Annotated in this window: 18 protein-coding genes; 10 read left to right on the top strand and 8 right to left on the bottom strand. The window is 41.9% G+C overall.

What is annotated here, in order from left to right; translation table 11 throughout:
• Nucleotides 1–4: 4 nt before the first annotated feature.
• The 4 genes from DZC72_RS14725 to DZC72_RS14710 form a co-directional block, all read right to left on the bottom strand.
• Entirely contained in the window at nucleotides 5–460 is a 456-nt protein-coding gene (locus tag DZC72_RS14725) for a Fur family transcriptional regulator (RefSeq protein ID WP_125223662.1), read from the bottom strand.
• A gap of 200 nt (nucleotides 461–660) precedes the next feature.
• Complete coding sequence (locus DZC72_RS14720; RefSeq protein ID WP_125223661.1) at nucleotides 661–2,865, bottom strand: RelA/SpoT family protein; 2,205 nt, start codon at nucleotides 2,863–2,865, stop codon at nucleotides 661–663.
• Nucleotides 2,866–2,909: 44 nt separating this feature from the next.
• Entirely contained in the window at nucleotides 2,910–4,142 is a 1,233-nt protein-coding gene (locus DZC72_RS14715; protein ID WP_125223660.1) for a M48 family metallopeptidase, read from the bottom strand.
• Between the two features lie 37 nt (nucleotides 4,143–4,179).
• Nucleotides 4,180–4,983, bottom strand: a complete 804-nt coding sequence (locus tag DZC72_RS14710; RefSeq protein ID WP_125223659.1) for a TrmH family RNA methyltransferase — start codon at nucleotides 4,981–4,983, stop codon at nucleotides 4,180–4,182.
• A gap of 73 nt (nucleotides 4,984–5,056) precedes the next feature.
• Here DZC72_RS14710 and DZC72_RS14705 point away from each other — a divergent pair, with 73 nt between their 5' ends.
• The 10 genes from DZC72_RS14705 to ygiD all read left to right on the top strand — a co-directional run bounded on the left by DZC72_RS14705 (nucleotide 5,057) and on the right by ygiD (nucleotide 12,773).
• The gene (locus DZC72_RS14705) at nucleotides 5,057–5,872 is read left to right on the top strand and encodes a DUF6503 family protein (protein WP_125223658.1); all 816 of its coding nucleotides are present in this window, start codon (nucleotides 5,057–5,059) and stop codon (nucleotides 5,870–5,872) included.
• A gap of 126 nt (nucleotides 5,873–5,998) precedes the next feature.
• A complete protein-coding gene (locus tag DZC72_RS14700; RefSeq protein WP_125223657.1) occupies nucleotides 5,999–6,241 on the top strand; it encodes a MoaD/ThiS family protein in 243 nt (80 codons plus the stop codon).
• Entirely contained in the window at nucleotides 6,241–6,657 is a 417-nt protein-coding gene (locus DZC72_RS14695; protein ID WP_125223656.1) for a molybdenum cofactor biosynthesis protein MoaE, read from the top strand. Before DZC72_RS14700 ends, DZC72_RS14695 begins: the two co-directional genes overlap by 1 nt.
• Nucleotides 6,658–6,732: 75 nt before the next feature.
• The gene (gene moaA / locus DZC72_RS14690; protein ID WP_125223655.1) at nucleotides 6,733–7,716 is read left to right on the top strand and encodes a GTP 3',8-cyclase MoaA; all 984 of its coding nucleotides are present in this window, start codon (nucleotides 6,733–6,735) and stop codon (nucleotides 7,714–7,716) included.
• A gap of 4 nt (nucleotides 7,717–7,720) precedes the next feature.
• Nucleotides 7,721–8,194: a cyclic pyranopterin monophosphate synthase MoaC gene (moaC, locus tag DZC72_RS14685; RefSeq protein WP_125223654.1), complete on the top strand. Its 474-nt coding sequence runs from the start codon at nucleotides 7,721–7,723 to the stop codon at nucleotides 8,192–8,194.
• Complete coding sequence (locus tag DZC72_RS14680; protein ID WP_125223653.1) at nucleotides 8,178–8,771, top strand: NTP transferase domain-containing protein; 594 nt, start codon at nucleotides 8,178–8,180, stop codon at nucleotides 8,769–8,771. Before moaC ends, DZC72_RS14680 begins: the two co-directional genes overlap by 17 nt.
• Complete coding sequence (locus DZC72_RS14675) at nucleotides 8,771–9,841, top strand: HesA/MoeB/ThiF family protein (RefSeq protein ID WP_317127163.1); 1,071 nt, start codon at nucleotides 8,771–8,773, stop codon at nucleotides 9,839–9,841. The genes DZC72_RS14680 and DZC72_RS14675 overlap by 1 nt, the downstream gene beginning before the upstream one ends.
• The gene (locus DZC72_RS14670) at nucleotides 9,825–10,601 is read left to right on the top strand and encodes a sulfite exporter TauE/SafE family protein (RefSeq protein WP_125223651.1); all 777 of its coding nucleotides are present in this window, start codon (nucleotides 9,825–9,827) and stop codon (nucleotides 10,599–10,601) included. The genes DZC72_RS14675 and DZC72_RS14670 overlap by 17 nt, the downstream gene beginning before the upstream one ends.
• A gap of 30 nt (nucleotides 10,602–10,631) precedes the next feature.
• On the top strand, nucleotides 10,632–11,936 hold the full coding sequence (locus tag DZC72_RS14660; protein ID WP_243641753.1) for a molybdopterin molybdotransferase MoeA: 1,305 nt from the start codon (nucleotides 10,632–10,634) through the stop codon (nucleotides 11,934–11,936).
• A 9-nt stretch (nucleotides 11,937–11,945) separates the two neighbouring features.
• Nucleotides 11,946–12,773: a 4,5-DOPA-extradiol-dioxygenase gene (ygiD, locus tag DZC72_RS14655; RefSeq protein WP_125223648.1), complete on the top strand. Its 828-nt coding sequence runs from the start codon at nucleotides 11,946–11,948 to the stop codon at nucleotides 12,771–12,773.
• A 47-nt stretch (nucleotides 12,774–12,820) separates the two neighbouring features.
• Here the strand turns inward: ygiD and DZC72_RS14650 are convergent, their stop codons facing one another.
• The 4 genes from DZC72_RS14650 to DZC72_RS14635 all read right to left on the bottom strand — a co-directional run bounded on the left by DZC72_RS14650 (nucleotide 12,821) and on the right by DZC72_RS14635 (nucleotide 21,006).
• Nucleotides 12,821–15,217 carry a penicillin acylase family protein gene (locus tag DZC72_RS14650; RefSeq protein ID WP_125223647.1) on the bottom strand — a complete coding sequence of 799 codons (2,397 nt, stop codon included), beginning with the start codon at nucleotides 15,215–15,217 and terminating at the stop codon, nucleotides 12,821–12,823.
• Nucleotides 15,218–15,447: 230 nt separating this feature from the next.
• Nucleotides 15,448–16,740 carry an amidohydrolase family protein gene (locus DZC72_RS14645; RefSeq protein ID WP_125223646.1) on the bottom strand — a complete coding sequence of 431 codons (1,293 nt, stop codon included), beginning with the start codon at nucleotides 16,738–16,740 and terminating at the stop codon, nucleotides 15,448–15,450.
• Nucleotides 16,741–16,768: 28 nt separating this feature from the next.
• A complete protein-coding gene (locus DZC72_RS14640) occupies nucleotides 16,769–19,723 on the bottom strand; it encodes an amidohydrolase family protein (protein WP_125223645.1) in 2,955 nt (984 codons plus the stop codon).
• Between the two features lie 215 nt (nucleotides 19,724–19,938).
• On the bottom strand, nucleotides 19,939–21,006 hold the full coding sequence (locus DZC72_RS14635) for a DUF3810 domain-containing protein (RefSeq protein WP_125223644.1): 1,068 nt from the start codon (nucleotides 21,004–21,006) through the stop codon (nucleotides 19,939–19,941).
• Nucleotides 21,007–21,029: the final 23 nt, after the last annotated feature.

The raw sequence follows: 21,029 nt of genomic DNA, 5'->3' as shown, positions 1-21,029 counted from the left end.
TTGGTTAGTTATTCGTATTATCTGAATTGTTTTTTACTCCGTAAAAATAAAGGGAATGTGTATTGATTTTAATGTCGAACACTTCCTCTATCGTTTTTTTGATGGACTGGATCCTAGGATCGCAAAACTCCATAACCTCTCCCGTATCCGTAAGAATTACATGATCGTGCTGACGGTCAAAGTAAGACTTCTCATATTGCGCCTGGTTTTTTCCGAATTGGTGTTTGCGTACCAACTTACAGTCCAACAACAGTTCAATGGTATTGTATAGGGTGGCCCTACTTACACGGTAGTTTTTATTCTTCATTTTTATGTAGAGCGACTCAATATCGAAGTGATCTTCGCTATCATAAATTTCTTGAAGTATTGCGTAGCGCTCAGGTGTTTTTCTATGTCCGTTTTCCTCCAAAAAGGTGGTAAAGACATTTTTAACTATTTCCTGATTCTTCTCGGAAGCCATACAATTTATGTTAATGTACAAAGGTACAGTTAAATTTTTATTCCTTTCCAAGGGCCCGTTCAAGAATTTGTCAATAGTTTTCCAAAGTCCCTTATCTCCTAATCATTTTAAACCGATGCGCCATGATGCTCAAAAATTTTGTCCCATGATTTTTAATAAATGGCCATTGAGCCGGTGGAACACAAATCCTAAATCATGGACTACAGACGGGTCACTTTGTCAATACCGTTTATTTGCTGCAGGTTCTCCGTAAGTTTGTTCAAGATTCCCTTGTTCTTGACCACAACGGTAATTTTTCCCGTAAAGGTGCCGCCATCCGTACTAAAGTTAAGATTGCGCATGTTCACGTGCATATTATCGGAGATTACTTCGGTAATCTCACTTACAAGGCCTAGGTTGTCTATACCCGTAAGCTGGATATCCGCCTTGAATTCTTCCTGTGAGGAATCCACCCATTTCGCGCTGATAATTCGGTATGCGTAATTCGACTGGAGCGAAATGGCGTTGGGACAATTCTTTTTATGGACCTTGATTCCTTCGGATACGCTCACAAAGCCAAACACTTCATCGCCTGGAATGGGGTTACAGCATTGCGAAAGTTTATAATCCAATTTTTCTTCCTCCTTGCCAAAGACCAAGAGATCGTATTTAGAGGTAATTTCTTCCCGGTCAATATCCTCTGGAGCTGGGCTCCTTCTTATCCTGTTCTTAAAAAAGCTTATAAAGGCATTGCTATAGGAAGAGGCAAAATCCCGAATCATCTGGTTGTCTATAGACCCAATACCTACCCTAAAGAAAAGGTCCAAACTGGTCTTTAGCTTGAAAAAGGTCACCATTTTATTGATAGAATCTTCGTTCAAGGTAATTTTTTGGGATTTTAATTTCCTTCTGAGAATTTCCTTGCCTTCCTCTGCAACTGATTTTTTTTCTTCCCTTAAAACCGACTTAATTTTGGCCCTGGCCCTTGCCGTTGTGGCATAGTCCAACCAGTTTTGGTTGGGCTTTGCCTGTTCAGATGTTATGATTTCCACCTGGTCTCCACTGTGCAGGGTCGTATTCAGGGGTACCAGTTTGCCATTCACCTTGGCGCCACGGGTACGCATTCCCACTTCTGTGTGGATGTTGAAGGAAAAGTCGAGCGGTGTGGCTCCTTTTGGAAGTGATTTTAATTCCCCTTTTGGTGTGAATACAAAGATTTCTTTTGAGTAAAGGTTCAATTTGAACTCCTCCACGAAATCGACTGCATTCGCATTCGAATTTTCTAAGGCCTCTTGAAGCTTGTTCAGCCACACCTCAATGCCCTGTTCCTTTTGCTCACCGTGCTTGTATTTGAAATGTGCCGCATAACCCTTTTCGGCAATTTCGTGCATCCGTTCGCTTCTGATCTGTACTTCTACCCATTTTCCTTTGGGTCCCATCACCGTGATGTGCAGGGCTTCGTATCCGGTCGATTTTGGTGAGGATATCCAGTCCCTAAGGCGTACAGGGTTGGGGGTAAAGTGATCGGTTACAATGGAGTATATTTTCCAGGCCAGAAACTTTTCGTTCTTGGCATCGGATTTATAGATTATCCGGATAGCGAACTTATCATAGATTTCATCAAAGCCCACATTTTGGGCCTTCATTTTTCGCCGCATGGAGAAAATGGACTTCATCCGGCCTTTGATATAATAATTTAAGCCCTCCTGTTTCAGCGAGTTATCTATTGTATTGGAAAAGGCATCTATGTAGGCTTGCTGTTCTTCCTTGCTCTCCTCGATCTTACTTTTGATGTCATTGTAGACTTCCGGTTCGGTATATTTTAAGCTTAAATCCTCAAGTTCCGTTTTTATATTATATAGTCCAATTCTATGGGCCAGCGGAGCATAGATATACAAAGTTTCAGAGGCAATCTTCACTTGCTTGTGCTCCGGCATGGAATCCATGGTAAGCATATTGTGGTAACGATCGGCGATCTTGATTATAATGACCCTTACATCATCGTTCAGGGTCAAAAGCATCTTCCTAAAGTTCTCCGCCTGTTGCGAGATGTTCATATCCTTTTTTAAATGGGATATTTTAGTAAGGCCATCTACGATACGGGCCACGGTTTCGCCAAACATACGATCGATATCGTCCAAAGTGTATACCGTATCCTCCACAACATCATGTAAAAGGGCGGAAGCAATACTTACCGCATCCAAGCCAATTTCCGAGGCTACAATTTTAGCCACGGCAATTGGGTGGAATACATATGCCTCCCCAGATTTTCTGCGTTGGTCTTTATGGGCGTCCACGGCAACCTCAAAGGCACTTCGTATTAGTTTTTTATCATCGTCCGATAAAGTTTGGTAACTAATGCGTAAAAGCTCCTTATACTCTTGGGCAATCAGTTTGTTCTCTTGTTCTATTGCAGCCTGTGTCATACTTGATTAAAATTAGCACAATCCTAGCTGTTAGACAACAAAAATTATGCCTTTAAGTTTCTAATTCTTTCCACCAAAGGTGGATGTGAATAATGGACAAAAACGTAGGTAGGGTGGGGTGTCAGGTTGCTCAGGCTATTTTTTGAAAGTTTCTTTAGGGATGATATCAAGGGAGGTGCGGCGAAGGTGTTTTTTGCAAAATCATCTGCTTGATATTCGAATTTTCTTGAAAAGTAATTCATTAAAAGACCCGTAAGTTCAGAAATGGGGCTATATAGAATTCCAAAACCTATCAATGCTGCATGGAAACTAGGTTGGTCAACACCAACGGCCAAGGAAATACTGGGATTGTTTATGAACAAGGAAAGGATGAACAACATAAAGCCCATTAGCAATACCGAAGTAACCAAATTGAAGATGATATGGTTTTTCTTGTAATGACCAATTTCATGGGCCAGAACGGCAACGATCTCATCCTCTTCCAAATCATTGATCAATGTGTCATAGAGGGTAACCCTTTTTTCCTTTCCAAATCCCGAAAAATAGGCATTCGCCTTAGTGGATCTTTTGGATCCGTTGATGACGAAAATATTGTTTAATTCAAAGCCTACCTTGCTCGCGTAAGCCTCTATTTTTTGCTTCAATGTACCTGCCTCAAGCGGTTCCTGTTTGTTGAACAGTGGAACAATTAATTTACTGTAAAACAAATTCATGAACAAGGTGAATAGAGCAATTAACGCCCACGTGTACAGCCAAAAGCTTTTCCCGGCAAACTGAAAAAACCAGATAACCAAGGACAATAGTATTCCGCCGACTACGATGGTCATCAGCCAACTTTTTACCTTGTCCAATAGGAATGTTTTTTTTGTGGTTTTGTTGAAACCGAATTTCTCTTCGATGACAAAGGTCTGATAATAGGAAAAGGGCGTACCCAGAAAATCGCTTCCGATCAAAATGATTCCAAAAAATAACAGCGCCTGAAGGATTTGGTTGTCTGTAATGCCTCGAACTACGGTATCTACAAAGCCAAAACCGCCAAAAATCAAAAACCCGACAATAAGGGTCAATGAAAAAACGGAAGTCACGATACCAAACCTATAGTTGACCAATTTGTATTCCTGTGATTTTTTATATTCCTCAGTATTGTAGACGTCGCGTATATCCGGAGGGATGGCATCCTTATATTTCTTCGCGTTGAGATGGTTTAATATTGTGGTAAGTACAAAATCCCCTAGAAGAATGATTAAAATACAATAAAAAACAAGGGTGTGATCCATATAGGCTTTTGAGATTAACGAACGATTGTTGTTTTTGTTATCCTAACCGCTGCCGTTTCGCCTCAAAGATAAGTATTGCCGCGGATACGGAAACATTCATGGAATCGATAGCCCCCTCCATGGGAATTAGGATATTTTGGTTGGAATTTGAAAGCCAGTCATCACTAAGACCACTATGCTCCGTACCTACCACAATAGCGGTAGGCCCCTTAAAATCAACATTGGTGTAGGGTTTGGAAGCGGATAGTGCTGCACAATATATGGCAATGCCATTTTCCTTTAAAAATGAAATGATGGTAGCCGTATCGGCCAGAATGACCTTTCTCGAAAAAACACATCCTACACTTGACCGAACAATGTTTGGGTTATATAGATCGGTTTTAGGGTTTGCTATGAATACGGCATCCAGGTTTGCGGCGTCTGCCGTTCTTAAGAGAGCTCCGATATTTCCTGGTTTTTCCGGGGCTTCGGCCACAAGGACCAAGGGGTTTTTGGTTTGAAAGGAAAAGCCTTTCAAGTTGTGGCTTTTGGTTTCGGCTATGGCGATAACACCTTCCGTCGTGTTTCTATGCGCCAATTTTCCATAAATCTCCGGGCTTACCGATATCAAAGAAGTCTTCCTTAACTCAAAGGAAGTCTCCAAAATTTCTTTTGAGATAAGTTCCGGACAAAATAAGAGCGTGTCCAGCAAATAATCGCTAGATATCGCCAGTTCGATTTCCTTTCTTCCCTCCAAAACAAAAAGCCCGGTTTTCTTTCGTTCCCTGGATTTTTCCTTGAGCAAAAGCACTTTTTTTATCAAGGGGTTTTGTAGACTGCTGATATGCTTAATTTCACTCATTTAGAGCAAATTTAACGGAATATGTTAACTATTGATAAATGTTTCGACCTATTAAAAAATAAAACCAAATACCATGACAAAGCAACTAATTACCTTTTTACTACTACTTTTTGCCTTTGGTTGTAAGGAATCGCCAAAAGACGAGCAAGTAAACGAAACCAAAACGGATACACCCGAAACAAGTACTACAGAAAACAAATATCCTGCTAGTTTGAAGCTGGTTTTTGATGCCCATGGAGGACATGAAAACTGGAAAAAGTACACTACGTTATCCTATGATATTGATAAAGGGAATTCCAAGGAAGTGCATGTTATCGATTTGTACAAAAGACGGGACAGGATTACCATGGACGGGATCGAAATGGGCTTTGACGGGAACCAAGTTTGGATTCAGGATACATCAAAATCCTACCAAGGAGACCCGGTATTCTATCATAATTTGATGTTTTATTTTTATGCAATGCCTTTTGTCCTTGGAGATTCAGGCATACAATATGGCGATACGGAAAGCCTGGAGTTTGATGGAAAATCCTATCCGGGAATTAGCATAACCTACAATGCTGGAGTGGGAACATCACCAAAGGATGAATACTACATTCACTACGACCCGGAGACATTTCAAATGGCCTGGCTGGGATATACGGTAACCTACCGCACCGGGGAGGATTCAGATAATATAAAATGGATTCGATATGACGATTGGCAAAAAGTGGAAGGCCTGTTATTGCCAAAATCCATTTCTTGGTATAATTATGAAGGTAGGGTCATAGGGGATAGAAACAATACCGTCAAATTTGAAAATGTGGAACTTAGTAAAGAATCCAAACACAAGCAATTTTACGAAAAGCCCGAAGGAGCTAGTTTTGTCGAAGGTAGGAGCCAAACCTGATCACATGTATAATTCAAACCTAATGAAAGGTTAAATAGCGAGGTAACTAATGCGTTACTTCCAGAATAATAAGTAATTTAGGGGTTCAGGTATTTTGGGCTAGCGCTTAGGGTAAATTGGAGTAAAATGGACCTACTTTTTTTTGGTATTGCAAAGGATATTGTTGGGAAATCCCAAATGATCATGGATTTTGGGGAAGATTCCCCTAATTCAGTGGCGGACCTAAAACAAGCCTTAAAAAAAAGATATCCCGAATTTTCCAAGCTGTCCTCTTTGGCAATTGCCGTAAACAGTGAATATGCGGATGATGATGTTCAGCTTAAATCAAATGATGAGGTGGCGATAATTCCGCCAGTAAGTGGAGGCTAATGAATAAGATCATAGAAATAGTACAGGAGCTGGATACCCATAGTGTGTATCAGGAATTATCCCACCCCAACAGCGGTGGCATTTGTGTTTTTGTTGGTTCTGTGCGGGAGTTTACCAATAATGAACAGGTAGTGGCCCTGGAATTTGAGACCTATGAATCCATGGCTCTAAAGGAGATGGATAAATTAGCGGATGCAGCTTTGGAGAAATGGAAATTGAACAAAGTGGTGATAAAACATGCCGTTGGTAGGAAAGAGGTACAGGATGCCGTGGTAATTGTGGGGGCCTCTTCGGCCCATAGGTCAGAATCCTTCGAAGCATGTCGGTTTTTAATAGATACCTTAAAGGAAACAGTACCTATTTGGAAAAAGGAGATGTTCAAAAATAAATCGGTCTGGGTTTCGGCACATCCTTAAAAAGAGTTTTTGGGGAAGTAGATGGATTTAGATGACGTTTTGAGTTGCCAACACTAAAGATTATATTGAAGGAATATGTTGATAGACAATCATAATAGAAAAATTAATTACCTAAGACTTGCTGTTACGGATCGATGTAATCTTCGATGTAATTACTGTATGCCCGCCGAAGGTATCAACTTTGCCAAAAACGATAAATTGCTCACCATGGAGGAGCTTAAAACGTTGAGCGAAATATTGGTAGGGCAGGGAATCGATAAAATAAGGATTACCGGTGGAGAGCCCTTCGTTAGGAAGGATTTGATGGAACTTCTAAGGCACTTGGCAAAACTTGATGGTTTGAAGGATATATCAGTAACCACCAACGCCACCTTGATTGGACCTTACATTGATGAGCTAAAATCAATGGGAATAAAGAATATTAACGTAAGTCTGGATGCGATACATAGGGAAACTTTTGAACGAATAACCCGAAGGAACCAATACGATACTGTGCATAACAACCTGATTCGATTAATCAGTGAGGGGTTCAACGTACGTATCAATTTTATTGCTTTGGACGGACAGAACACGCAGGACATTCTACCCATTTTGGAATTGGCCAAGCATTATCCGGTATCCGTTCGGTTTTTAGAGGAAATGCCTTTTAATGGTGGATCGAAAACGTTTCAAAAAATTGCATGGGACTACAAGCGCATTCTCGACCATATCAAGTCTGAACATCCTGATTATTACAAACTGGAGTCACCAAAGACATCTACCTCCATAAATTATAAAATTCCGGGTCACCTGGGAACCTTTGGAGTCATACCCTCCTTTAGCAGAACTTTTTGCGGAACCTGTAATAGGTTAAGGGTATCGGCCACGGGCGACGTAATTACCTGTTTGTATGGAAAACCCAGTGCAAACTTAAGGAATATTATGCGAGGGGCAGATTCAAAAAATAAAGTTAAGGAAGAAGTTTTAAAGGCAGTTGGGAGCAGGGCCAAAACCGGCTTCGAGGCACAAGAAAAATATGCCAACGTTTTTTCAAATTCCATGACATCTATAGGAGGATAAAAAAATGGAGAAAAAATTATCACATATCAATGAATCTGGCAATGCGGTCATGGTGGATGTTTCTGAAAAAAAGGAGACTTCCAGAATTGCCGTTGCGTCCGGGCGGGTACTATTTCCTTCGGATGTGTTTCAAGCATTGTCCGATAAGGATTTCCTAGGTAAAAAGGGAAGTATCGTGCAAACGGCGATAATTGCAGGGATACAAGGTGTGAAAAGAACATCGGAACTGATTCCGTTGTGCCATCAAATCAACCTGACAAAAATAGATGTGGACATCGTTCCCGGTGAAAACCAATTTCATATCACCTGTACGGTAAAATGTAACGGAATGACTGGTGTGGAGATGGAGGCGCTTACCGGCGTTTCCGTAGCGGCACTCACCATTTACGATATGTGCAAGGCGCTTTCCCAGGACATTGTGATTTCCACGGTACAGTTGGAAAGAAAATCTGGAGGAAAAAATGACTACCAAAGATAGATTGTATGGATTGGTGCTTTCAGGAGGCAAAAGCACACGAATGGGTCAAGATAAGGGTCTGATTTCATATCATGGTGTTCCACAAAGGGAACATTTATACCATCTTTTGGATACCCTGTGCGATAAAACCTTTTTGAGTGTTCGCCAAGACCAAGATGAAGAAATAGCATCTAACTTCAAAACCATTTTGGACAGGAATGAATTTCGAGGTCCTTACAATGGGTTATTATCGGCACATAGGGAATATCCAGATGTTGCCTGGCTAGTATTGGCCTGTGACCTTCCCTTAATAGACGAGGCCTCCTTGAAAGAATTGATCTCACAGCGCGATACCCAAAAATTGGCTACTGCCTTTGCAAACAGAGACAATCCGCTTCCTGAGCCTTTATGTGCCATATGGGAGCCCGAGGCCTTAAAAACTTCAATCGCATACCTTGAGGCGGGTAATGGTACCTGTCCCCGTAAGTTCCTTATTAATAATGACGTTTCCCTGGTATTTCCTAAAACCCCGCAAGTTTTATTGAATGCCAATTCCCAAGAGGAATATAAGGAAGCCCTGCAAAAACTGGAAGCCTGATGGAAGATAGGTACCATAGGCAGACTATTTTGCCCGGTTTTGGTCAAAAGGGTCAAAGCGCCTTGGGCAAGGCGAAAGTCCTGGTGGTAGGGGCCGGTGGACTGGGGGTTCCCGTACTGACGTATCTAAACGCAATGGGTATAGGTACTTTGGGCATTGTGGATGCCGATGTTGTTTCGATATCCAATTTGCACAGACAGGTGCTTTATACCCAGGCCATGGTTGGCCAAGCAAAAGTGGAGGTGGCCAAGGCTCAATTGTTGGCACAGAATCCCAATACGACAATTCACACCTATAAGACCTATCTGAACCCTGGAAATGCTTTAGGAATTATACAAAAGTATGATATAGTAGTAGATGCTACCGACAATTTTCCTACGCGATATCTCATTAACGATGTCTGTGTCCTTCAAAGAAAACCTTTTGTATACGGTGCTTTGCATGGGTTTGAGGGGCAGGTGAGCGTATTTAACTATAAAGACGGACCCACATATCGTTGTTTGTTTCCTAATATGCCCAAAGCCGATGAGGTTCCCAATTGCAACGAACATGGGGTATTGGGTATTCTGCCCGGTATCATGGGAAACCTACAAGCCTTGGAAGTTGTAAAGGTCGTCTGCGGATTGGACGGTGTGCTATCAGGTGTATTGTTACTATATGATGCGCTGTCGCAGCGTATGCAACGTATGAAATTTAAACCGAATCCTGAAAATCTGAAAATAAATGGGATTCAGGATTCCTATGATTTTGATTGCGAGGTAGTAATGGAATCCATTGAGGCCATCGGAATTCAAAACTTGTTAAGGGATAAAAAAGTGTTGCTTTTAGATGTGCGGTCCAAGCAAGAATTCCAAAGAAACCACATTAAAGGTGCCAAAAATATTCCTTTGGACGCGCTGGAAAATAGAGTGGGGGAACTATCACGGGAAAATCCAATGTACGTTATTTGCCAATCAGGTATCCGAAGTAAAAAAGCGGTTTTGATGCTGCAAGAACTTTTACCAGACAGAAAATTTATCAACGTTGCTGGCGGTATGAACCAATTGAACTCCTATGCAAATTCCTATTGAGCAGCTTATTCTCCTATGTTTGGGTTTTTTTATAGTAGCTACGTTGTATTCTTCCGTGGGTTTTGGGGGAGGTTCCAGTTATCTAGCCTTGTTGACCCTTTTTTTAGGTAGTTTTCTCGCCATTCGCTCCATAGCCCTTATTTGTAACTTGGTCGTTGTTTCGGGAAGTACCTATCTCTATTTTAAGAATGGACATGCGAAATTGAAGGATTTTCTCCCTTTTATAATTTCCAGTATACCGCTGGCTTTTCTGGGGGCCTCTTTCCGATTAAAGGAGGAAATATTTTTTGTTATCCTAGGTATTTCCCTGATTTTATCGGCTATATTTTTGGCAATGCAAACCTTCAACTTGGCAACGTCGATACCGGAGACCAAAAAATATCCGAATTATTTAAGTTATTTTTTAGGAGCGGGAATTGGTTTCTTATCCGGTTTGGTAGGTATTGGTGGTGGAATTTTTTTGGCTCCAATATTAAATCATCTACGATGGGACAAGGCTATAAAGATAGCGGCCTTAGCTAGTTTCTTTATTTTGGTCAATTCTGTATCGGGGCTCTTGGGATTGGTAACAAGTGATTCCTTGTCCCTTCCATGGTTGGAGACTCTATGTCTGGGTATTGCAGTGCTAATGGGAGGTCAGTTAGGAATCCGTATTAGTTTAAAACGACTTTCTGCCAATGGAATTAAACGGGTTACGGCACTTTTGGTGCTCATCGTGGGCGTAAGGGTTTTGTTGGTGAATGGATTGGGGGTCTATTGAGAGTTTAGGACTAAAAATTAAAAGTTATAAATGAAAAGTTTTTTCTTTAACCAACAACCAACAACCAACAACCAACAACCAACAACCAACAACCAACAACCAACAACCAACAACCAACAACCAACAACCAACAACGATAATACTGTGATTACATTTAAGGAAGCATTACAAAAGGTTTTAGAACATCCGTTGGATTTGGGTAATGAACAGGTACCGCTTTTGGATAGCATGGGGCGGTATTTGGACGAACCTATGTATGCCGATAGGGATTTTCCTCCGTTTCACCGCGTGACCAAAGATGGTATTGCCATACAGTTCGATGCCGTCATAGGAAAAGTGCAAAAGATTCGGATTGAGGATGTTGCCAGCGCCGGGATGGCCCAACTTAGCTTAGAGGATAATGCCTGCTGTATCGAGGTAATGACGGGTGCCGTGTTGCCAAAAAATACGGATACGGTTATTATGTATGAGCATCTGACCATTGAAGATGGCTTAGTAACCATTAATGAATCGGTAACCAAAGGTCAGAATATCCATTACAAAGGAAGCGACGAAAGCAAGGGAGCCCAAATTTTGTCGGTAGGAACCAGAATAACCCCCGCGGAAATAGGTGTCATGGCCTCCGTGGGAAAGCCAATGATACTGGTCAAGAAAGTTCCCAAAGTTTGCTGTATAGCTACAGGCAATGAATTGGTGGATGTTGATGTGACTCCAGAACCCCATCAGATAAGAAAATCAAATAGTTTGACTATGTTATCGGCCTTGTCCCATTTGGGGATTAAGGGAAGTTCATTACATCTTTTGGACGATAAAAAAAGTATTGAGGAAGGACTTTCATCGGCCTTACGCGAAAACGATGTATTACTATTGAGCGGCGGCGTTTCTAAAGGTAAGTTCGACTTTATTCCCGAAATTATGGATTCTTTGGGCGTTGAGAAAATATTTCATAGGGTGGCACAACGCCCTGGAAAGCCCTTTTGGTTTGGGGTTCATAAGGAATCGAAAACCGTTATTTTTTCCTTTCCTGGAAATCCGGTTTCGACCTTTGCCAACTATCATCTGTATTTTTTGCCATGGTTGTTTAGGTCTTGGGGAATCAAAATGGAAACTCAATTTGCCAAATTGACCGTTGAACAGGACATTACACCACCCTTGACCAGATTTATTCAAGTAAGCACCCATTCTAAAGAGGGTTGCTTGCATGTAACCCCTGTTGTTGAGAATGGCTCCGGCGATTTAACAAGTTTGTCCCGCGCCGATGGTTTTATTTGTTTGGAGCCAAGGGAATTGGCATATATGGTAGAAGAAGTAGTTAGGTTTATTCCCATCCGATAACGTGTAAGTATGAATTTAAGAGATTTCCACAAAATGACCACCCATTTAGGCAATACAGGTAAAATGCCCGTGTTGTTCTTAGGCCATGGCAGTCCAATGAACGCCATTGAGGACAATGAATTTGTCAAAGGTTTCAGGAATCTAGGAGAAGAGTTGGAAAGACCCCATGCCATTCTTTGCGTTTCAGCACATTGGGAGACCAAAGGAACTTATGTTACCGCTATGGATCATCCACAAACTATTCACGACTTTGGGGGTTTTCCCCAGGCGCTGTACGATGTACAATATCCTGCTCCCGGAAGTCCGGAATTGGCAAAAACTACCAAGGACCTAATTACCAAAACGGAAGTGGGTTTGGATTATCAATGGGGCTTGGACCATGGTTCATGGAGCGTCGTAAAACATCTTTATCCCATTGCCGATGTCCCTATTATTCAAATGAGTTTAGACTATACCAAACCTCCTTTGTACCATTATGAACTTGCGCTGGAATTGGCTGCTTTAAGAAACAAAGGGATTTTAATAGTGGGCAGCGGTAATATGGTCCACAACTTGAGAATGGTGGCTTGGGACAAAGTAAATGGAGAACCATATGGTTACGATTGGGCCATTGAAGCCAATGAAAAGATGAAAGCCTTTATTTTGGAAAATAACCATTCATCTTTAATAGACTTCAGGTCACAAGGAAAGGCATTCGATTTGGCCATACCTACACCTGAACACTACCTTCCTTTACTTTATGCAATCGCGCTTAAAGAGAAAAACGAAGATGTCTCCTTTTTTAATGATGCGCCTTTAGGAGGGTCACTTTCCATGACTTCCTTAAAGATCCACTAGGGCTCATTACTGCTATATAGTGTATGTTTACCATTTATGATATATTATTACCCTTTGGGTAATAAATTCATTCTTTCCACCGCCACGGAATCAATTTTTTGTCGGGAATAATAGACCGGAAAATACTGGTCCTTCGCCCAAGGCTCAAATAGATTGCTATAAAAGGGACTTTCTGGATTTCCTGATTGCCCAGGCCCATTGGTGGCTTGGGCCTTGTCCCAATCCCCTGTATTTACAATCATTCGGAAGGAGGCACCGCTCGATTGGTTTAAATTTCCTCCCGTAGAGCCCGGGGTGGTACCATTGCCGCCCCTAGGTAAAGGTCCCAGGTTAAAAAGGGTGTCGCGCATTGTCTTTTTGACAACCTTTCCCAAAGCATGTTCCAAATATATGTGTTTGTTCTTTGCTTGACCGTACTGCCATTTTTCCATATTAGGACCTAACCTGTTTTCCAGGTCATCGATGGCTTTTTGAAAAGAATTTTTTAATAACGTTTCCCTTTTCCGCTCGGCATTGGCTCCAAATACAGTTTGAGGAGAGGAAACATAGTCAATGATTGTTTTGAGTTGCAACGAGGTCACAATATGTTTTGCTTCTTCGGGAATGACTAATTCCTCCATCATTTCTGCCAACGAATCCTCCCAGGCTACATAGATGGCCGCGGGGATGGAATTCGGACTCAAGGTAAAATCCCAATCCTCCAAGTTCATTTTGGCCTCCTCATAGTTCCCTTCAAAACTGATATTTTTCAAGTAGGGGACAAGTTCCCTGGCCGGCAGGGAAAGATAATCGGTTTGCAAGGCCTTAAAATCTTCCATGGTAAAGTCCGATTTACTACTCAAAACCTCTTCAATCCTGTTGCCCCTGTAAGGATCGGACCATGAAAAGCCTATGGCATCCCAATGTACATAATCAGATGGTGTTACATTCTGGTTGGCGGTAGCTATGAAGCCTTTGTCTGGGTTGTAGTCGTTCGGTTTTTCAATAATGGGTAAATAACCGTCCCATTCATAACTGCCATCCCCGGGAATGGGCACCAACCCGCTAAAATTTCTTCGGATAGGAGCGATGCCCACTGCTTGCCAGCCAATATTCCCTTGCTTGTCCGCCCAGACCATATTTTCCCCTGGAATATGGCTGTAATTACAGGCTTCCCTAAATTCCTCCCAGTTTTTGGCCTGATCCATCCGAAGGGAAGCCAAATAAGGCGAGCCACCTGGTTCCAACCAAGCGCAACGAACCGCGTAGGCTACATGATGTTCTTTATCGATTCTTGTCACTGGACCATGTTGCGTATAGTAAAGATTGACTATGGTGTCTTTTTGACCTTTTACTTTAATGGTTTCCTGTATGGTTTTCATATCCATCCATGCTCCCTGATACATATACTGATTGTGGTTTTCCGGATTGAGTTCATAAACGTACAGGTCTTCACCGTCAGTCTCAAAAACAGTGAGTCCCCATGTACCAAATTCATTGTGGCCAATGGAGATTCCGGGTATCTCTGGCTCTCCGCCACCTATAACGTTCCATCCCGGAGCCACTAAATGTGCCATGTAGCGCAAGGAGGGTACCGCAATGGTCCTGTGCGGATCGTTCGCCATATAGGTATTGCCATCCTTGGTGCGTGTACCGTTTATTACCCAGTTATTGCTTCCAATTGACAAGGAATCCCTATTTTTAGCCTGATTTTTAATGAAAGTATCGGCTATTTCCTGGCCTCTGTATTCAGGTTGTATATCCTCCGGAACAAATTTCACCGATTTTCGATAAGCATTATATAGCTCCAAAATATCCTGGGACAACAATGCCTTATCTATTTTTTTATCCATGGTTATATCCGGGTCTTTGGGGTGCAGCCAAAATAATTCCTTTGCCTTATCCGCACCCAATGCTGCGACCGTCCTGCCTATTTGTAACTCTTCGTTTATGTTTCCCAATAATCCCTGATGCCTGGATATCACCACTTCAGGAGTCCATTTTTGGGGCTGTATGTCCAATATCTTGAATTCTATGGGAAGCTCATCGGGGTTTTTCGATACCTCCTCAATGTAGGCATTCACTCCATCCGTATATGCGGTAATAATTTCTTCTCCATCGCCATGATAGTGGTTCATTTCGGTTTTCATATCGCCCCTGAACTTAAAAAGGCGGGTGCCAATATCACGTTTTAATTCTCGTTCCCCAAGAATTTCAGCTACCGTACCGGTCGCTTGTCTTCGCCAAATTTCGAACTGGAACAGCCGGTCCGCCGCCGCCGCATACCCTTGGGCAAAAAAGAGATCGTGCTGATTATTGGCATAAATATGGTTAATGCCCCATTCATCCCGTACAATTTCTACAGGTTCTTTCAGTCCTTCTATTTGAAGACCTTCTGTTGAGGTTGTGGTTTTTTTACATGAAAATATTACGGTCAAAAGACCCATTAGAATTATTTTTTTCATCTTTAAAAGTGTTTTGTGGTCAAAAAAAAAGCCCGATAGTTTATCGAGCTTTAGTTGTTGTTGTAATCACTAACCGTATGTGTCGATACCTACCGACTTAAATGTACATTTTTATATTCGGTTATTGAAACGATTTTTTGGCACCGCCAATGGGTATAATTCCACGAAGCTTATCTTGAAAATAAAACTATGTTTACCGAGAATGCCTAGTGGTCTCGCCCAGTGGTAGGTTACTCACCCTCATATTTCCCCATGTACCGCTTCCATAATTCTGTTTGATGGGTTTCCAAGGAAATATTCCTGCCATCTATAAAGGCATGGGTCAATTGATTGGTACGCATATCCAAGGCATCACCCTCCGAGATAAATAGTGTAGCGCTTTTGCCTACTTCCAAGGTGCCGTAGCTATCATCAATACCTAAAATTTTAGCCGTATTACCTGTGATGAGCTGTAAGGCCTTTTCCTTGTCCAATCCCTGTTGTCCTACTTGGCCTGCATAAAAGGGCAAGTTTCGTGTCTGAAAATTCTCGGCCTCAGAGTTTTGAAGTGCTACCAACAAACCGGCTTCGACCAATAGTTTAGGTAATTTATAGGGAAGATCATAATCATCGTCATCAAAAACAGGAAGGTTGTGTGTAAACTGTACCAATACGGGAATCTCGTTCTTTTTTAGGAAATCCGTTATTTTGTGGGCCTCATAGCCACCTACCAAAACAACTTCCTTGATTCCATTAGCTTTTAACGTGTTTACGGCATCTATAATTTCCTTTTCGCCATCCGCATAAACATACATTTTTTGAGATCCATCCAAAACTCCTTGCATGGCCGCAAACGCGGGATTCATCTCTTTAGCGGTTCCTTTTCCGTATGCAATGGCATTTTTAACGAAATTAACAACGGTCTCAACGTCTTCTGGATAGTCCTTATTTGGTTTATAACCTCTTTCTTCGCCCATCCACCAACGGCCCTGCCTAAAGCTTCTTGGCCAATTCAAGTGTACTCCGTCATCGACTTTGAGTGCGGCGTCTTCCCAGTTCCAGGCATCGAACTGTACAATGGAGGATGTGCCCGATATTCTCCCACCGGTAGGTGCTATCTGTCCAAGCAAAACACCATTGGGCCGCATACTTTCCACGACCTTTGATTCTGCATTGTAAGCGATTAAACTACGCACATGGGGAATCAATTCCCCAATTTCGTCCTGGTCGTTCGTGGCCCTTACAGAATTGATTTCAACCAATCCCAAGGTTTTGGCCGGCGCAATAAAGCCAGGGTAGATATGTTTGCCTGTGGCGTCGATTACCTTACCTTTTCTGGCAATCTTCATTTTTGAATCCCCAACGAAGGTAAGTTTACCCTCTTCGAACATGATCAAGGCACTTTCAATGATCTCGCCATTTCCTAGATGGGCGGTTGCGCCCTCTATGGTAATAGCTTCTGTCTGCTTTGGGGCAGGTGTTTGCTGGGCTTTACTTGGCAAATAAATCATGAATGCCAAAAAGATTAATATGACGTTTTTCATTTTGCTGAATATTTTCAATTTTAAGATTTTAAAGAGTTTCACAAGTGAAAATTTGTTTTACACTTTGTTTTGGACCTTGGGTTTTGCCACCACCCGCTTTTTCCTCAAGCATCATTTTCACCAGTTCGTTGCGTTCCTTTTTTATGACTTCCCTTTGGGCTTTGTCCTTTTCCAAATCAAAATAGGTAGTTCCTTCAATCATCGTTTTTTCGGCTTTCGAGTAAACGGACAGGGGGTGGCCTGACCATAATACCAGATCGGCATCCTTACCCTCCTTGATACTTCCCACGCGATTATCCAAGTGCAAAAGCTTTGCGGGATTGATGGTCACCATTTTCCATGCTTCAAGTTCCGTCATCCCTCCATATTTGATGGTTTTGGCAGCCTCTTGGTTCAACCTTCTCATCATCTCACGGTCATCACTATTAATGGCTACAGTTACGCCTTGTGATTGCATGATGGCCGCATTATAAGGGATGGCGTCGTTCACCTCGTATTTGTAGGCCCACCAGTCACTAAATGAACCGGCGCCCACACCATGTTCGGCCATTTTATCGGCAACTTTGTAACCTTCAAGAATATGCGTAAAGGTATTTACCTTGAAACCGAATTTTTCTGCAACCTTCATCATCATATTTATTTCGCTTTGAACATAGGAATGGCAGGATATGAACCTTTCGCCATTTATGATTTCTGCCAGTACCTCCAACTCCTCGTCATATCTATAAGGTTGTCCACTTTTTTTCTTTTCGTCATATTCCTTGGCGCGTTGAAAGTAGTTCATAAAAACTTGTTCAACACCCATCCTGGTCTGAGGAAAACGTGAACGACTGTCCCAGTTGGATTGCTTTACGTTTTCACCTAAGGCGAATTTTATGAATTTGGGGGAATTATCGTAAATAAGGCCATCTGCTTCCTCGCCCCATTTTAATTTTAAAATGGCGGAGCGACCACCAATGGGATTGGCGGAACCGTGCAATAACTGGATGGAAGTAACGCCTCCCGCAAGGGAATGGTAAATACCCATGTGTTCTGGATCTACTACGTCTTCCATTTTTACCTCGGCAGAACTATTATGACCGGCCTCGTTGACCGCTAGTGCGGCGATATGGCTATGTTCATCGATAATACCGGCCGTAAGATGTTTTCCCGTAGCATCGATGACTTTGGCACCACCGGCACTTAAATCGGTACCAATTTTGGCGATTTTACCGTTTTTTACCAGTACATCCGTATTTTCCAAAATACCTGCTTCCTCACTGGTCCAAACCGTGGCGTTTTTAAACAATATGTTTTCCTGCTTAGGTTTTGAGGCATAGCCATACCCAACGTTTGGATAGGTTACAGGCATGATTTTAGGAGTGTCCGGTTTGTCCGATTCCTTCTTGGATTTCTCTTCAAACCCTGATTTTTTAGTTGCCGTGAAAAAGGTCTCCGTTCCATCCGGTAATAGTAACCTGCCAGAGAGGTCATCTGTTTCCGGAAGTACCGGTCCTATCATGCGATAGGTCTTTTCGCCTTTATCCGTGGAAAATGAAAAGGTCAGCCAATCACCGTCATAGGAAATCTTGGAGGTAAGTTTTAGGGTATCCTGTTTTACTTCTACCTTTGGTTTAGCTATTTCACCGGTTATGGATACATTATAGGTTTTTCCTTGGGCCGTTAGGCTGTAATCTCCTCGTATATCTTTTGTGTCCTTGTCATTAATAATGTTTTTATTGCCTTGGACCCAGTTTTCATAAAGTGTGGTGGATTTGTCAAAAATATCTCCGGAGGTGATCAGGAAGTTAGCATGTGCGCCCTTTTTTAGGGAGCCAAGCTCACCCGATTTCCCCAAAATCTCTGCTGGTATGGTAGTGAGTGCCTCCAAGGCCTTTGTTTTGGACAATCCATATTCTATGGCCTTCATCAAGTTCTCCTTGAATTTGGTCATAGATTTTAGTTCGAAAGGCGTCAAGGAGAAAGAAACCCCGTTTTCCGCCAACACCTTGGGGTTCGTTGGTGCCTGGTTCCAATAGCGCATATCCTCCAGGGACACATAGCCCGCTTGATATGGATCGGATACATCATACGCTTCGGGAAAATCCAAAGGAATAATTAGTTTGGCATTGGTCGCTTTAATCTCATCGATTCGCTCAAACTCGTTGCCACCGCCTAAAATGGTGTATTGTATACCAGTGGCATCACCAATTTTATCTGCCCTGAGGACGTTGCCCTTGTCCTTGGCCTCGAAGATCTGTACAAGATTTCTGTTTTTTATCAGAGCTTCCAATGATCTGTCCGTAGTGGATGCATTTCCGTTCGCGTACCAATCTGCATCGCTATACATCTGCCTCAACAAGGCCAAGGAGCCCATAAGGGAAGTTGGGTACGACTGTTGTTTGGCAACACTCTTTTCCAAAGAAAAGTATTGGGCGGAATTATCATCCAATATTCTATTTGCGTCCGTACCTGCATTGTTCAGGGCAATTAACACCCCTGTACCTCTTGCGATTCCGTCATGAATGTGTGAATTTACGGCGCCAAAACCGGCCTCTATCAATTCCTTTGCTTCCTTTTCGTTATACTTAAAGCTGCTAATGGCATCGTTTTCTGGCATGATATGGTCGTTCCAGTAAAAACCTTCTCTAGTGGGCTCAAATTGAGGGGAACGCCTACCTCCACCACTTTGCTTTGGCTGTTCCACCCCAAATTTTGAATAAACGTCTATGAAGGAAGGATAAATGGATTTTCCGTTCAAATCTACCACAATGGTATTTTGGGGCAGGTTTACGGAGCTGCCTACGTTGACGACTTTTCCGTTTTGAATTAAAAGTGTCCCTTTTTGAATAACTTCTGTAGGTGTTACAAAAATTTTGGCGTTCGTGAAGGCAGTATAGTTATTGTTGTTCGCCTTTACGCCTTCATTTTCAGGGAAATAATCTTGAGAAAAGAGAAGAGCACTACACCAAAATAGGCATAGTGAAAAAATAATTTTTTTCATTTTTGAGTTCGTTTGATTAGTCTTTCTAAAATTAAGGTTTAATAGCTGCTTTCCCTTGATTTTGGTTTTTTTTAACACTGGAAAATCGGGAAATAAATATTTGAATAGGAATTTTTATAAATAAATCATTTCGATGATCCTATACTTATAATTATATCAGATTGGTAGGTACTTTTCTTAATATTACAAAGTTATCCATTGAATATTTATGCTTTTTACATCGGATACTTTTTATGGTAGGCTATCAATAGGGAAACCACGCCATTATAGCTCTGAATACCCTGTGTTTGGTTATTGGCCTTCAGAAAGGAATTGAAGATGGACTTAAATACGGGTTCCATAGGGTTTTCATAGCGTTGCCAAAACAGGGCCATTTCCTGAAAATTTGCCCGAACACCGGGATTGAGTTTATGGAACAGTTGGTCGAAAGTCTCAGGATTTCCTCGGCGTACATCGCTTAGACAATATCCCAAGACATAGGCATAGGCCGCATATTGAAAGTACGGGTCCTTGTTTTTTGAGGTCACTAAATAGCCAATGAAATTGGTCTCGTTTTCTGCCGAGTATCCCAATTGATGCCCTATCTCATGTCCGGCCACTATGGGAAACCTAAAATTTGGCAGGATTCCATTTACCTGTGCCTCGTTGGTAAACGGATTCAGATAGCCTGCATATCCCATATAGGTCAGTCCGGTACTGAAAAGGGACGTTTTGACGCTAGGACGATGGTATTCCAAAAAGTTGAACTCTTTTGCAAGCTCGTTATAGCCGTCAATACTCCTTTGAATCATTTCATCGTGGGAATAAGGAATGTCTACTTTTTTAAGGGTGTCACCAACAATATATTCTTGGATGGAATTTGTTTTGTTGATAAGTCGATCTGTAAAGTCCAATAATTCTTGATAGTCCTTGGTTTCCGTCAATGCCAATTTCTCAGATAGCGGTTTTCGATAATAATTAAAACCCCAAGCTAAATGAAATGTCAAGTAGGCAATGGAGAGTATCATGAAAACATCCCTTAGGAACTTCATCTTATGTGTTTTAATATAGCCCCATTGTCGGTACACATAAAAAATAGCAATGCAAATAAGTAGGAAATAGAGCAAGTCCCCAATGGAAAAAGGGACCCATCCAAAGAGCATCCTAAAGAATCTCGATACATAGGGATATAGGCCCAAACTGTAATAGGATTCTATGAAATCCGTGTTTTTACCAAGCCATTTTACAAGGATGATTTGGGGAATCAAAGAAACCGCGATTACGGTTTTGAGGGACATCTTCATGATTCCAAAAATAGGGATTTGAT

The sequence above is a fragment of the Maribacter algicola genome, from assembly GCF_003933245.1.
GTDB lineage: Bacteria > Bacteroidota > Bacteroidia > Flavobacteriales > Flavobacteriaceae > Maribacter > Maribacter algicola.
Note: the sequence above shows the minus strand (reverse complement) of the source record. Positions and strands in the feature narration are given on the sequence as shown.

Coding starts and splice junctions, on each gene's coding strand:
- DZC72_RS14725 (WP_125223662.1), bottom strand. CDS start 460: ATGGCTTCCGAGAAGAATCAGGAAATAGTTAAAAATGTCTTTACCACC.
- DZC72_RS14720 (WP_125223661.1), bottom strand. CDS start 2,865: ATGACACAGGCTGCAATAGAACAAGAGAACAAACTGATTGCCCAAGAG.
- DZC72_RS14715 (WP_125223660.1), bottom strand. CDS start 4,142: ATGGATCACACCCTTGTTTTTTATTGTATTTTAATCATTCTTCTAGGG.
- DZC72_RS14710 (WP_125223659.1), bottom strand. CDS start 4,983: ATGAGTGAAATTAAGCATATCAGCAGTCTACAAAACCCCTTGATAAAA.
- DZC72_RS14705 (WP_125223658.1), top strand. CDS start 5,057: ATGACAAAGCAACTAATTACCTTTTTACTACTACTTTTTGCCTTTGGT.
- DZC72_RS14700 (WP_125223657.1), top strand. CDS start 5,999: ATGGACCTACTTTTTTTTGGTATTGCAAAGGATATTGTTGGGAAATCC.
- DZC72_RS14695 (WP_125223656.1), top strand. CDS start 6,241: ATGAATAAGATCATAGAAATAGTACAGGAGCTGGATACCCATAGTGTG.
- moaA (WP_125223655.1), top strand. CDS start 6,733: ATGTTGATAGACAATCATAATAGAAAAATTAATTACCTAAGACTTGCT.
- moaC (WP_125223654.1), top strand. CDS start 7,721: ATGGAGAAAAAATTATCACATATCAATGAATCTGGCAATGCGGTCATG.
- DZC72_RS14680 (WP_125223653.1), top strand. CDS start 8,178: ATGACTACCAAAGATAGATTGTATGGATTGGTGCTTTCAGGAGGCAAA.
- DZC72_RS14675 (WP_317127163.1), top strand. CDS start 8,771: ATGGAAGATAGGTACCATAGGCAGACTATTTTGCCCGGTTTTGGTCAA.
- DZC72_RS14670 (WP_125223651.1), top strand. CDS start 9,825: ATGCAAATTCCTATTGAGCAGCTTATTCTCCTATGTTTGGGTTTTTTT.
- DZC72_RS14660 (WP_243641753.1), top strand. CDS start 10,632: ATGAAAAGTTTTTTCTTTAACCAACAACCAACAACCAACAACCAACAA.
- ygiD (WP_125223648.1), top strand. CDS start 11,946: ATGAATTTAAGAGATTTCCACAAAATGACCACCCATTTAGGCAATACA.
- DZC72_RS14650 (WP_125223647.1), bottom strand. CDS start 15,217: ATGAAAAAAATAATTCTAATGGGTCTTTTGACCGTAATATTTTCATGT.
- DZC72_RS14645 (WP_125223646.1), bottom strand. CDS start 16,740: ATGAAAAACGTCATATTAATCTTTTTGGCATTCATGATTTATTTGCCA.
- DZC72_RS14640 (WP_125223645.1), bottom strand. CDS start 19,723: ATGAAAAAAATTATTTTTTCACTATGCCTATTTTGGTGTAGTGCTCTT.
- DZC72_RS14635 (WP_125223644.1), bottom strand. CDS start 21,006: ATGAAGATGTCCCTCAAAACCGTAATCGCGGTTTCTTTGATTCCCCAA.